A 14,435-nucleotide genomic window follows, 5' to 3' on the forward strand; every position below is an offset into this window, starting at 1 on the left:
TTTAGGCCATGTGGAGAAACGGTAGACTCGCCATCTTGAGGGGGTGGTGCTCGCAAGGGCGTGAGGGTTCAAATCCCTCCATGGTCACAAAAAATGGGTGAGATATGATAAACATAGCTCACCCATTTTTATATAAGTTTGTACCAAACTTATATTACTCTACCTCCCAAAATCGTCCTGTAATCTCACAATATCCTCTTCATCGGAAGGATTTTCGGGATCAGTATGTTGCCAAATTTCAGCAACAATACCCCATGAATCCAAACCTATTAAACGATGGCGTTCTCCTTTATTCATTTGGATAAAATTGCCAGCCGTGAGCTCCTGAAGCTCTCCTTCTACGTCTGTTGGACTTGTTTTTACGCCAACAATACCTGCAAGTATTTTCCAAATTTCAGCTCTACGGAAATGATATTGCCAGGACAATCTCTTATTTGGTGCTACCAACAAAATTTTAGGACTTAATTTATTGGTAATTTTAATTTTATCCATCTCAAGATGCGGGAAAAATTTAGCTGCAAAAACTGCTGCCTGATCTTCATCAATTACGAAAAAACCTCCCCAAGGACGAGTTTCATCTTTTTGTACAATCGTGAAATTCTCCTTTTGTAATTCGGCTTCAATTTGTTCAAAGATTACTTTTTTATCAATCTCATTAGCTGTATTGAAATTCATTTTTTCTCTTTTAAAAATTACTCATTTGAAGGTTTACCAATAGTCGCAAGAATACCACCATCTACATAAATCACCTGACCATTCACAAAATTACTGGCATCAGATGCCAGGAAAACAGCAGTTCCCGCTAAATCCTCCGGATCTCCCCAACGACCTGCCGGAGTTCTGCTAATAATAAATTCGTTAAATGGATGACCATCCACACGAATTGGCGCTGTTTGTGAAGTAGCAAAATAACCCGGACCAATAGCATTCACCTGAATATTGTGTTTTGCCCATTCCGTAGCTAAATTTCGAGTAAGCATTTTCAATCCTCCTTTAGCGGAAGCATAAGCGCTTACATTATCACGACCTAACTCACTCATCATCGAACAGATATTAATAATTTTTCCTGATTGACGCGCAATCATCCCTTTGGCTACCAACTTAGACATGATAAAAGGCCCCACTAAATCAACATCAATTACTTTTCTAAAATCAGAAACCGGCATATCAATAGCCAAAACACGCATAATAATTCCGGCATTGTTAACCAAAATATCAATTTTACCATGATTAGCTTCTATAGTCGCTACTTGTTTTTCAGCTTCCACTTCATCAGTTACATCAAAAACATAACCTGTAGCCTTAAAACCTGATTTTTTATATTGTTCAATCGCCACATCCAAGGGCTCCTGTACGTTATTGGTAATGATCAATTCGGCTCCGGCTTTGGCCAATCCTTCAGCCATTGCCATTCCTAATCCGTGAATCCCTCCTGTTATTAACGCTGTTTTACCTTCAAGGTTAAATAAATTCATTTTGTTTTACTTTAAAATTATTTTGATTACTATTTAATTCACTTTCTGCCGTTAGACTTTCTGATAATTCTTCTAAGGTTCTTCCTTTAGTTTCAGGCATTTTAAAGAAAACCCAAAGCAATTGCCAAACCATCATCAAACAAAAAATAGCAAAAACAGTTGTTGCTCCAATTTCTTTAAACAAAAATGGAATAAAAGAAGGGATCAAGGCTGCTAAAACCCAGTGAACAGACGTTCCAAAAGAAGTTCCCGCTGCTCTTAATTTATTTGGAAATAATTCGGAAATAAATACCCAGATTACTGAACCCTGACCAATGGCATGGGAAGCGATGAATAAAAAGAAAAATACAGGTACTGCCATTCCTTGCCATTCAAAATAAAAAGCCAAGGTTACCAAACCTAAGGAAATGATATAACCGACAGAGCCTAAATACATCAAAGTTTTACGTCCGTATTTGTCAATTAATGAAATTCCGATTAAGGTAAAAATCAAATTAACAATACCAATCCCAATACTGCTGAAAAACGAAGCTGATTTTTCCAAACCTGCCAATTCAAAAATACGCGGTGCATAATACAAAAAAGCATTTATTCCGGAAAACTGATTGAACAGTGCAATAAAAAAAGCTAACAACAATGGTTTTCTGTATTTTTTCATAAAAATAGATTCATCCAAAATCTCATGTTGTTTTTCATTTTCCATGGCTTTGATCTCTTCAGCCACTTCATCATCTGTATTGACCATACGTAATATCTCAACCGCTTTTTCCTTATCTTTTTTATATTGATAAATCCAACGTGGACTTTCGGGAATTCCAAAAACCAATAAGGTATATATTAAAGCCGGAGCAGCCTGAACGCCCAACATCCATCGCCAGGAATTCTCTCCTATATCCTGCAACAAATAATTAGACAAAAAAGCGATTAGAATACCAAACACAATATTAAATTGATATAAGGCTACTAATTTCCCTCTGTCTTTAGCGGGAGCAATCTCCGAAACATAGGTTGGTGCTGCAATCGTGGAAGCTCCAATTCCTAATCCTCCTAAGAATCTGAAAATTGAAAAAATGATGGAGTCATTAGCCAGTGCGGTACCCACTGCGGAAAGAAAAAATAAAATTCCTATCAAAATTAAAGTTTTCTTTCTACCTAATGCATTTGTAGGTATAGCACCAAAAATAGCACCTATTACTGTTCCCCAAAGTGCTGATGACATCACTACTAATCCATGATACAAATCAGAAGACCCCCATAATTGCTGTAACTGTTTGTCTGCTCCTGAAATTACTACGGTATCAAAACCAAACAGAAAACCTGCTAAAGCGACCACGATAGACCAGTATATTATTTTTTTATTTTTCATTGCGTTTTTATTGATTAGTTATTTGTTAATTGAATTTATAAGTCAGCAAAGGTTGTTCCCCCCTCTTCATCTTTTTATATCGCATTAAAGCCTCTACATAATAATAATCGGCATAGATAATAGAAGCATCGATTTCTGAACCTGCCGGTTTATGTCCCGTAGAATGCAATAAAAGAGCCGTATTTTTATTTCTGCTTTGATAATTATCCGAAAGTTCTTTTAACATTCCTTCGGCTTTATCTAAATATTCTTTAGCTAAAACAGCATCCTGCGTATAAGTTGATAATTCCAAGAGTGCCGAAGCCACCACTGCCGCTGCCGAAGCATCTCTTGGCGCATTAGGAATTGTTGGATCATCAAAATCCCAATACGGAATTAAATCTTTGGGTAAACGGTCTAAATACACTCTTGTAACCTTATGTGCAAAATCTAAGAATTTAGGATCTTTGGTTTCTCTGTAAACCATAGTATAACCATAAATAGCCCAGGACTGCCCACGTGCCCACATACTACTGTCGCTATAGCCCTGATGGGTAACCGCTTTTATTTTCTTACCCGTCTCCTTATCATACACTACTGCGTGATATGAAGTATAGTCTGGTCGGAAATGATTGTTCATCGTAACTGTAGCATGACTCACCGCCATATCGTATAACTTTTTACTTCCTCCGTTTTTAGAAGCCCAAAACAATAATTCCAGATTAATCATGTTGTCCATAATCGTATTATGCTGTGGCCATTCCATATTAGGCACTTCTCTTGGCCAGGACAAAATGGTTCCTACTTTGGGATTAAAAAGTGTTGCCAATGTATCGGCTGTTTTTAAAATTACCTTTTTATACTCCGGATTTTTAGTTAAACGATACCCATTACCATAGCTAGTAAAAACCTGAAAACCTAAATCGTGATCCAGAGCCGGAGTAACTGAAAGCGGTTTCAAATAAGCGGTATATTTATCAGCCTCTGTTTCCCATTTTTGATCTCCTGTAGATTCGTATAAATACCATAGTTCACCGGGCCAGAAACCGCTGGTCCAGTCTGTATAATCCACAAATTTCCATTGTTTACTATCCACTGCAATATTCCTGGGAATCGCTCCATTATTAGGTATTAATTTCAAAGCATCTGAAGATTGTTTTACACAATAAGTTAATTGTGCATCCACATCAAATGCTTTATCTGATTTATTATTTGTAATAGTACTTCCACAACCTACCAATAGTAAAGTTGCAAAAAGGGAGCCTGCAATTTGTTTTTTTAAATTCATAATATATACCGCTAAATCTTTATTATTTTGTCAAATTCCAATAGATGATATACCTTTCTCCATGTATATTATAAATTGGACTCAAAGTATTCTCTGTTCCTTTTATTTTAAATTCAAGGACCTTCTCTTTATCCTTCAAAATATTATTTTCAAGTTTTTTTGCCGAAAACGGCAGCTTATTCGAAAGACTATTTGGAACCTTATAATCGTAAGTGTAATAATCATTATACAACTTTGGATTGCTATAAGGTGCAGGTTCAGCCATAGCCTCCGTTCCCATTTTTCCTGCCAATACTACAGGTCCGTAAGTTATTGCCGCTATATTAGGATTATCAACTGTTGGCACTACACTTATTTCCATTCCAAAAGAAACTTCAATTGTATCTCCGTCCATCCATTTACGCTCTAACACAATATAAATTCCTGGTTTGGTTTTAACCATCTGTTTTTTTCCGTTTACTTTCACTTCGGCACTAATTGCCCATGACGGATATCGAATATGAATTGGCATGCTCACCGGATTTGAAGTACTAAGGGTCAGCTTGGTACTTCCTTCATTTGGAAAATTGGTTTCCTGTTTTACAGTAATTCCTTTTTCTTTCCAATTTAATTCAGACGGAATAAAAAGATTTACATAAAGCCCTTTATCATGGTAATAAATAAACTCCCCGTATTTTGCCTGATTTTCAAAACCACTTCCCACACAACACCAAAATGAATTTTCAGGCGTACTGTAAACCTTATGTGCACCGGGCTTCATCGGTAGAAAATAAGCTACCATCCCTGTTTTTGGATCCTGCTGCCCCAAAATGTGATTGTAAAGTGCTTTTTCGTAATAATCAACATATTTTATTTGCGGATTATAGCCATACAAATGACGGGTTAGTTTTAACATATTGTACACATTACAAGACTCTCCTGTATAACCACTCAAATGCTCTGAAAGATGATCCGGTTCAAAAAATTTCTCCTTATCACTATTACTCCCCGTAACAAATGTGTGATGATCGACAACGGTATTCCAGAAAAACTCAGGGATTTCACGATTTTTATTTCCTCCTTCTAATTCATAATCACGAGAAAGACCTATTAACTTAGGGATATAAGTATTGGCATGTTTTTTATTCAGATTATCCACCTTATCCATTAACGGATTCAACGCTTCTTCGTGATAAAAAAATTCGGCAAGAAATTTATATTTGCTTTCTCCTGTAATTTCATATAAAGCATAAAAAGAATCATTCATACCCCCAAATTCATTCTTAAGCATTCTTTTACGCTCTTCATCAGTTAAAGGCTTTAACTTTTCATAAGCCCAATCGGCCATTCCTTTAGCAATTTCTAATGCCGGCTTACTGTCGCAATATAAATATTGGTCTATTAAACCTGAAAACAGTTTGTGTTGCGTGTACCAAGGTGCCCAAACACTTTTTCCTGCAATGGCGCGATCTATTAAATTTTGTGGAAATGCACTTAGATAGCCTTTTTGATTCAGTATTTTTTGAACCTCAACCAAGCCTGTAACCAAACTATCCGCTTTAACTTTGTACATTTTCTCTCCCGTAGCAGCATATAATAAAGCTAAACCGGAAAGGATATGCCCTGTACTGTGTCCCCTTAAGTCACAATCCAGCGATTCCCAACCTCCTAATTTATTCATCGTAAAATAACCGCCTTCCTGACTACTAAATGCCCCTGCATTAGTCCTGAAACTATGCAACAATCGATTAGCATTAATATTCATGATCCACTTACTTTCACGCACCATATTATCCTTAAACGGGCTATCCAATAACTTCACATCATGAAGATCAAAACCCAAAACCTTTACGTTTTTAGTATCATCTAATTTCAATTTCCCCTGATGCTGTCCCGGATAATGAGATTGCCCATACATACTAATTGACATGCCTGCTACTAAGATTAAATACTTAATCATTCAATTCTCTTTTTATATTAAAATCCATTCTCTTTTATACAAAAAACTCTTCTTCACAAAAGTTCTTTCACAATATATTTACTCTATTTTCATCAGCAAAAAACATCCCTGCTAAGAATATCCAATGTTAGCCAGAAAAATAATTTTAAGCGATAAATTATAATGCAATCAGTATAAATTATCGCCCTTATACTCTATAAAAGCGCGCAAATACAGCCATTTATCCATTCATCTCACACCATCATAAAAAAAGCAGCTAAACTTTACTGCTTAACTGCTTTTCTTTTTTAGACGCCGGAGCGAACTATTTCTTAATCCAAAAACATCGCTCGACAGGTTCAGCCGATTGTAATTGACCCGCAATTCCATATTGCCAAGCTACTACTGTTACTTTGATTGGGAAATGAGTTCGAGGTGGAATTTTAGTAAAATATAGTACATTACCTTCTACATAAGCCGGCCCCTCTTTTACATAATAATTTACTTTTGTCCCCGCACTTGATTTTGCATTTAATGCTATTTTTTTTATTCCAATTGCAATATCATTTATCTGTGCAAAATCAATCTGTTGGGGTGTTCCATCTTGATTTTTAATTGGAAATCGCAAATGCAACTGCTGTACGGCACATTTATAAACGGCATCACCATCATTGTGCGCCAAAAGCCAAATATCATTACTTCGTTTACTATTATTAAAACCCAGTTTATCAAATCTGATTTGGAATGTGGAATCATTGATTTTTTTGACCGGGCCACAAATTCTATCAATTGAAAGTGGCGTTTTTGCAAAATCAGAAACCGGTTTTAACCTTAAACTATCTGTAAAAAAAGCTTTTAAAGTAAAAGAAATACCATCTTGTAAAGGCTTAAACTTTAAAGCATAATTAGCATGACTCTTATCTGGCTGAACTATTTCTCCGTCTTGTATTAAACCAATGTATTGCATTTTCTTGCCTCTGGATTTCGCATAAAATTGTTCCGTATTTTTTGCCATATTTTTATCAAATACCCAGGAAGCGGTTTTTCGTTCTCCTTTAAAATGAGCAAATGAAGCGGCTTTTGCCTGCGGAATAGAATCCTGACTCCATTTGTCCATCAACCAGCCTGATTCCGGCTTTACAGGTTTAAGTTTTGGAACTTCGGTAAATAAATTTTTAGCAGGAAGCCTTCTTTTAGCCACTTCACGAATATAATTGGCCACATATTTCACCATAGCATCCGAATAATCAAAATGACCATGTCCGGCATCGGCAAATAAGGTAATCACACTTTTTGGATGCTTTTGAATATAAGCGTAAGCCGGTTCTATCCTTTTCTCCCACCATTCATATTCTCCCATTATAAACAAAGAAGGGATTCCGTCTATATTTCGATTTCCCCAGTCGGGATTAGGCTTACCGCTTCCGGTCAGATTCGTTTGTGGGGCATCCCCATGAATTGAAACTAAAGCTAATGTGCGTTGGGGATTAAAAGCAGCAAAATTCCAGGGAAAACTCGCCATTGCAGAATGTCCAATGGGTACAATAGGTGCATTAGCTAATTCCTGATAACCTGAAATATTAGCCAATTCCTGAAACATTTCTGAGATAATCTTATCCTCTCCTTTGGTCGTATCATACATCCAACTCACCACCGGTGTTACCCAAACTTCGGCAAAACCCAATTCGGCCATTACTTTTCTGAAATAGGCATGCTCCAAAATCCCTTCTTCGATCATGTTATGTTGTCCGAAAATAATTCCTTTGACCTGTTTGCAATTCTCAGGAATCCATAAATAAGCCTGTGGATGCTGTTTGGTTTCATCAGAAATCATTCCTTTTACCGGAATACTCCATTGCCAAACCTGCGCATAACTGTTCAGACAAAATAAACTGAAACAAAAAATGAGATAATATATTTTTTTCACCTTGACCATATTTACTTTTTGACAACTTCAGTAATAATTAAGGCTACACCACCGGAAGCTTTAACATCAAAACTCAAAACTTCTCCTCCTTTAATCTTTTGTTCTGAAACAGCTACTTTAGTACGCGTTGCTACTTTGTCATCATCCTGAAATGATTTCACTACATATTTTTTCCCTTTAACCAAAAAGGCTGTTGGAATAGTTATTTTACGTCCTTCATTATTCGTAATTCCGCCTACAAACCATTCTTTTCCACTTCTTCTGGCTACACTAATGTATTTACCCACTTCCCCATTAAGTACTTTGGTTTCATCCCAAACCGCTTTTACTCGATCAAAAAACTCAATCTCCGGTTCTCCTTGATATGCAGAAGGCTGATCGTACCAATACATAAATTGAATCGGACTATAATACACCGCTGCTAATGCCAATTGGTGAGCATGTGTATTTTTTATTCTCTGGTTATAATATGCAATCGTATAATCAGCCGGTCCTGCTAAGAAACGTGTAAAAGGTAAAATAGTATTATGATCTGCATCGGGCATTTCTTCGTTTCCACGAATTCCTTCCTGCGTCATTAAATTAGGGTAGGTACGACTGAAGCCTGTTGGACGGTATTCATCATGAATATCCACCATTAAACCGTATTCTGCACATTTTTTTACCGCTTCATGCATCCAAGTTGACCAACGCTGATTGCCTACCTGCACAAATCCAAATTTAATTCCTTTCAATCCCCATTTTTTATATAATGGTAAAATCGAATCCAATTGCTGAATCAGGGCACGCTGATTGACATACACCCAAAGTCCAATTCCTTTTGAAGCGGCATAAGCTGTCAATTCAGGCATATTGAAATCTTTAGTTTCAGAAACCGTTGTCGCATCGGAACTCATTTTCATCTCCGGTCCATACCAACCTGCATCTAAGTGGATGTATTGTAAACCATGTGCGGCAGCAAAATCAACACATTTTTTAGCATCTTCCTGAGTCAATTTAGCCACACGAATCACTTTCCCTGGTTTGATCCAAGAGGGATCCTTAATTTGATTTTCCGGATTAAGATTCAAAATGATTGTATTGTTTTTAATCAAATCGATATCCTTATCTGCAGCCATAATCACACGCCAAGGTGTACTGTAGGCAGGAATTACATCCACACTGCTGTATAAAGACGCCTGTAAGGTATTTGGTTTTGTTGCATTTAAACTAAATTTCATTCGGGCATAATCAATCATTTGTGCCTCAGCAATGGCTACTGACAAGCCGTTTGTCAGTTTCATAGTTAAAGGGCGTTCACTTTGCCCTTTCCAATCTTTAAGCGGCAATAACGAATAAGGGCCTTGTGCCCAAGGTTCGTAATAAGCCAAAGTTCCTTCGGGCATCGTAAACTGGGTTTGTTCTCCTACAATATGGAGAAATAAACCGTTTGAAGGCTCTGGAAAATGATAACGAACTGCTACACCTTCATTATAAGCGCGAACCACTACATTCATAAAGTAGCTTTTGTTCTTATCGTAACCATCTGTTAATTTTTGATTATCCAAATCTCCTTTTCGAAAAGCGATGGTCATTTCATTATAATTATTGCTTATGGTTGAATTTTCACCATATACCGGTTTCCAAGATGAATTTATCTCCTCTCGTTGAATTCCTGTGAAATTTAGATTTTCACCCCATACTTTACAACTGTCATTAGGAATACCCAATGCCGATTCGAAAGTCTGATTTTCTATCAAAACACCCAGTTCAGACTCCTCTACAACTTTTTTCCCTTTGAAAAAAAGCGTATAATACATTTGTTTCTCTCCCGCATTATTCAGCTTTTGATAAAAAGCAAATTCATAAGCACCGTTTGGCGAATTCAGTTTTTGAACGGTTGCTTCAATAATAGACTGCGCCTGAATAGTTAGAGTACACAGGAGTAACCCCAGTAAATGATAAAATTTGTTTGTTTTCATTTTTGTTTTTTTATTTTGTTATTCTAAACCAGTCAAAATCGGCATAGTCACCTATTCTGACCTTCGGTTCACTTATGATAATAATTCTGTTTTGGTTAAAATTCGTAGGCTCCTTAGTTGTCCCATAAGGCTCAACGTTAAAATTGACACTAACTTGACCAAAACTGAATTAATAACCCATTCAATATTAATATCCACCTACCATTTACCTCTTCCACTCATCATTTTTACCTCACTATTTTTTAACTCTGGAGATATTGATTTTATATCAAGGTTTTTCGCTTCATCGTTTTTGATAATCAGTTTATTTTCTAATTCATTAATTAACATGATATTTTCAGCTTCCATAGGTCGAATGGCAGAACTCATTTCTGCATGAGCCGGCATTCCAAATCCCAGCATAATAGGTAAGGCTGGTGTACTTATTTTTGAATCATTAGTATAAAGCCTTATACGATGATTTTTACCTGCAATAGTTGCAATAGTATGTACTAAAGATTTAGGCATAGAAGGTATTAGTTCTAATTCGACATCAGTGCCTATGGTATTTTCACGAAGATATAGCAGTGGTCCGTATTGAATATCACCTCTGCAATTTCGCACAAGTACATTTGATCCCAGTAAAAAAGCACGTTCTGTACCAATGGCCTGACATCCTTGAAGTTCTGTACGATTTACAGCATCATTAGTACCTCCAATTTCGAAACCTGAACGCGTGTTTTTTGCAATACAATTACGAAGTGTCACTTTACCAACCCCTCCATAGGTACGAAAACCATCCTCGCTCAATGATTTTGTATATCCAGGACTTATCAAATAATATCCATCACGGTTTTCATACACGCTGCGGTAATTTAACTTTTCTGCAAGCCCCCCTTTTTCAGCTAAAATATCGTCTGTGGTTCGCATTGCCCCCTCAGCATAACAATCCTCCAAGACAATATCTCTTGTATCATGACCTTGGGTTTGAATGTAAAAACAATGCCCAAATGCACGGCTAAATACTTTACATCGCCTTAAAATATTGTTTTGACCGGCAACCATTATACCGCTTTGTTTTTGAAGTGTAGTCAGCACTGGCCCTCCTTTTCCAAACAAATCACCATAACCATAGGTAGAACCACTTACATACAACATAACGTCTTCTAATACCGTATTGTTACCAAAAACAGAGAGAATATTACCGTTACTACCTATATCAGGAGATCCGGTATTTTTTATTGTCAATCCTTTTAAAGTATTACCGTTCCCATCAATAAAAAGGCAGCGCATATAACCATAAGGCAATTCTTTGTATAATTTAGTATCAATTTCTATTGTAACTCCTGTAAAGTCAAATGTATTATTGTTTCCACTAAATCTTAAAAACCAGCGAGGCGGACGCTTTTGCTGCTCTGTTTGTACAGGTAGCTCTGTTAATAATTTAGCAATCCGGTCACTATTCAAAAAATCGGCTAAATCATAGACTCCGGGTTTCATACGAATTTGTTGTCCATTTTTAGACGCAAGCTGTACCAAAGCTTCGAGAGTTTCAATTTCTTTAATTCTATTCTTTGCCTGAACAGTAATCAAAGTAGAAAAAAACAACAAAACACATAAAACATCAATTCTTTTTATTTTCATTACTCCAATTTTTATTTTGTTATTCTAAACCAGTCGAAATCGGCATAGCCTCCCATTCGTACATTCGGTTGACTTATGGCAAAAACTCCAATTTTGGCAGAAATCCATAAATCTTTTTCAGCTATAGCTTCTTGCCCAATGAAAATAAAATCAATTCCATTTTCACTATAACTAAACCTACAGGCAGCATTGGGAGCTGAAATTTTCATTCGCAATTGCACTTCGTTCGATACCAAAGGCTTCTCTTCAATTATTTTTTCCAATGTCCCTTCATTGGCATTGATACAACTGATTTGCTGCACCCAATATTTCCCATCATGATAGGCAATTGCAGCATAAGCATACGATTTCCCCATTAACAACAAGCCTGCTTTTTTACCTGGCGTATCCCATTCTGTAGTCAATTTCACTTTGGTTGTTGCTGTAAAATTAGGTGCTGGTAATTTTTGCAATAAAAGATTGGGCACATTCCAAAGGTTGGGTTCCTCCTTCTGGCTTATTGTAAAAAGTCTCAAATAATCTGTTCCCGGAATTTGAGCACTCCATTTTACCGAACTATTAGCATACCATTGCCATTGTAAACTAGGCTTCCCATTACTAAATTCATCACTTTCAACAGGATGCATAATTGGTAAACTATTGTCGTTTACTGGTTTCACCCCAGAAAGTATCGGTTCTCCTACGTCATTTCCATCAAAATCTTTTCCGATTAAAGGCCAATTATCTTTCCATTGCATCGGTTGCAAATGCAATACGCGCCCATAGACTCCCTGATCCTGAAAATGCAAGAACCAAGAATTATTATCAGGAGTCGTAACCCAAGCTCCTTGATGTGGTCCATTTATTTTTGTACTTCCTTGCTCCAACACTATTTTATCTTCATAAGGCCCATAAATATTTTTGGAACGCATCGCGACCTGCCAACCTGTCTCTACTCCTCCTGCCGGAGCAAAAATATAATAATAGCCGTCTTTTTTATACAATTTAGGCCCTTCCATAGTGTGATGATGGTCGTGTCCATCAAAAACGTTTTGCCCTTCATCCAGTACTTTTGTTCCTTCGGGATTCATTTTATTGATGGTCAGTACACTGTTTATACCAGCACGACTTCCTGCCCAGGCATGAACCAAATAGGTGTTTTCTCCTTCCCAAAGCGGACAGGGATCTATGATTCCTTTTCCTGCCATTACTAAAACTGGTGCTGACCACTTGCCATAAATATTTTTGGTTTTAACCATATAGACACCAAAATCAGGATCTCCCCAATAGATATAAAATTCACCTTTATGGTAACGAATTGCAGGAGCCCAAACGCCTTTACTATGTTGAGGAATATTAAAAACTGCTTCAGGAATTTGTTGCTCCAAAGCATAGTTGACAATCTGCCAATTCACCAAATCCTTAGAATGCAAAATGGGCAAACCCGGAATACAGTTAAAACTACTGGCCGTCATATAATAATCCTTCCCTACCCGAATTACATCCGGATCGGAATAATCGGCATACAAAATTGGATTGGTGTACGTACCATCACCCCTATCAGATTGCCAAACTTGCGAAGTATAATTGCCTTCCTGTACCTGCGATTCGGTTTTTTTAACCAATGTACAGGCACCAAAAGACAAGCCTAACACTAATATATATGTATATTTATTTTTAAAAATCATTCTCTTAATTTCTTTCGAATTCCTCCCTTATTTTATTACCTTAACTTCTAAAGGATTAGCTATAATTTTTGCTTGTTTATCAAGCATTTCATCCCAGTCCATAACATCTCTAATCTGTTTACTTCCTGTCCAGGCAAAACCAGCATAATAAGTTATTTTGTTATCTGGATTAGTTAATATTAATAAATTACTTTGATCGGCTGTTTTGGAATCATGAACAAAAGCAGTATCAATCAATTTAGGACTTAAAATAATCCCTTCTCCTACAAAAGCACTATCAATAGGTTCCCAATGACGAAACCATCCCTTAGGTTTGTTGATATTCACTTCTCCTTTTTTATCATGAAGCGTAATTCCAACGGTATAATTAGGGATCCTTTTATTTGAACGATAACTAATTTCAAATTTTGAAAAATTGGAATCCAAATCCAGTGAAATTCTTTTTACTTCCTGAACACCGTAACTACTCCACGGCGCATAAGTCAATTCAAAAACAGTTCTCAAAGGTCCGGTAGCAATGGTTTTGTAACTCACATAATTTTTAGATACCTGTAAACTATCTTTTTCCCAAAGTCCTGTACCACCTGTACCACGACTGGCACCTACATGGTAAGGGTCATAACCTTCACCATGCTCAATATGGTAATATCCCGGATTGGCTACGTTCTTTTTGTACCAACTATCAATAATGGAATAATCTACTTTTTTTAACCATAAGTCGATTCCACTGGAAAGTGTACCTCCTTCTTTGCCCTGCTCTACTAATTGCTGTGCGACAGGACCATAAGCTCTGAATGCCACCTTATTATTTTCCCAGGCATAATCGTCAATTCGTTCCGGTACAAAACGCGAATAGGTTTTCGCCTTTGGCTCAGCTACGGCTACAGTATCTATTAAAACAACATATTTGGACGTTGCATTTGCGACTACATTAGCCTGAAAAAGCAACTCATCACCTAATCCATCTCCATCATTATCAACCCATTGCGTTACTAAATATTGATCAGCTCCCTGCTCTTTGATACGAATGTTTTTTTGGTCGTTTTTATCTAAAAGGGCTTGCAATTTATTACGTTGCAGGCTAATAATTTCATTACGGCTAAACCCCAATGTATTTTTTATTTCAATATTAATTTCTTCACGTTTATCCGTTTTTGTACAGGCTGTTAACGACATCAAATGGAAGAAACTTATTGCCAGTAGGCTACTTTTAAAATACTTGTATTTCATA

At 36.7% G+C, this 14,435-nt stretch carries 10 protein-coding genes and 1 tRNA gene; 1 reads left to right on the top strand and 10 read right to left on the bottom strand.

The features are described 5' to 3' along the window. The first annotated feature begins 4 nt into the window (after nucleotides 1-4). Nucleotides 5-87, top strand: a tRNA-Leu gene (locus tag IEV84_RS12375). Between the two features lie 72 nt (nucleotides 88-159). On the opposite strand, the gene IEV84_RS12380 is transcribed toward IEV84_RS12375, so the two are convergent. The 10 genes from IEV84_RS12380 to IEV84_RS12425 all read right to left on the bottom strand — a co-directional run bounded on the left by IEV84_RS12380 (nucleotide 160) and on the right by IEV84_RS12425 (nucleotide 14,434). Further along, on the bottom strand, nucleotides 160-675 hold the full coding sequence (locus tag IEV84_RS12380) for a cupin domain-containing protein (protein ID WP_188494581.1): 516 nt from the start codon (nucleotides 673-675) through the stop codon (nucleotides 160-162). A gap of 17 nt (nucleotides 676-692) precedes the next feature. Next, nucleotides 693-1,475, bottom strand: coding sequence for a gluconate 5-dehydrogenase (locus IEV84_RS12385; RefSeq protein WP_188494582.1), 783 nt, complete (start codon nucleotides 1,473-1,475; stop codon nucleotides 693-695). Then, nucleotides 1,462-2,841 carry a sugar porter family MFS transporter gene (locus IEV84_RS12390; protein WP_188494583.1) on the bottom strand — a complete coding sequence of 460 codons (1,380 nt, stop codon included), beginning with the start codon at nucleotides 2,839-2,841 and terminating at the stop codon, nucleotides 1,462-1,464. The genes IEV84_RS12385 and IEV84_RS12390 overlap by 14 nt, the downstream gene beginning before the upstream one ends. Before the next feature lie 25 nt (nucleotides 2,842-2,866). After that, nucleotides 2,867-4,108 (bottom strand): glycoside hydrolase family 88 protein, encoded by a 1,242-nt coding sequence (locus tag IEV84_RS12395; protein WP_188494584.1) that lies wholly within the window; start codon nucleotides 4,106-4,108, stop codon nucleotides 2,867-2,869. 22 nt (nucleotides 4,109-4,130) lie between these two features. After that, the gene (locus IEV84_RS12400; protein WP_188494585.1) at nucleotides 4,131-6,047 is read right to left on the bottom strand and encodes a glycoside hydrolase family 127 protein; all 1,917 of its coding nucleotides are present in this window, start codon (nucleotides 6,045-6,047) and stop codon (nucleotides 4,131-4,133) included. A gap of 304 nt (nucleotides 6,048-6,351) precedes the next feature. Next, nucleotides 6,352-7,953, bottom strand: coding sequence for a hypothetical protein (locus IEV84_RS12405; protein ID WP_188494586.1), 1,602 nt, complete (start codon nucleotides 7,951-7,953; stop codon nucleotides 6,352-6,354). 11 nt (nucleotides 7,954-7,964) lie between these two features. Then, nucleotides 7,965-9,914, bottom strand: a complete 1,950-nt coding sequence (locus IEV84_RS12410) for a glycoside hydrolase family 97 protein (protein ID WP_188494587.1) — start codon at nucleotides 9,912-9,914, stop codon at nucleotides 7,965-7,967. Nucleotides 9,915-10,112: 198 nt separating this feature from the next. Continuing rightward, complete coding sequence (locus IEV84_RS12415; RefSeq protein ID WP_188494588.1) at nucleotides 10,113-11,537, bottom strand: hypothetical protein; 1,425 nt, start codon at nucleotides 11,535-11,537, stop codon at nucleotides 10,113-10,115. A gap of 11 nt (nucleotides 11,538-11,548) precedes the next feature. Beyond that, nucleotides 11,549-13,204 (bottom strand): glycoside hydrolase family 43 protein, encoded by a 1,656-nt coding sequence (locus IEV84_RS12420; protein WP_188494589.1) that lies wholly within the window; start codon nucleotides 13,202-13,204, stop codon nucleotides 11,549-11,551. 27 nt (nucleotides 13,205-13,231) lie between these two features. Further along, on the bottom strand, nucleotides 13,232-14,434 hold the full coding sequence (locus IEV84_RS12425) for a BT3233 family polysaccharide utilization protein (protein ID WP_229732677.1): 1,203 nt from the start codon (nucleotides 14,432-14,434) through the stop codon (nucleotides 13,232-13,234). Nucleotide 14,435 lies beyond the last annotated feature (1 nt).

It is taken from the genome of Flavobacterium palustre (assembly GCF_014639535.1).
In the GTDB taxonomy this organism is placed as follows: domain Bacteria; phylum Bacteroidota; class Bacteroidia; order Flavobacteriales; family Flavobacteriaceae; genus Flavobacterium; species Flavobacterium palustre.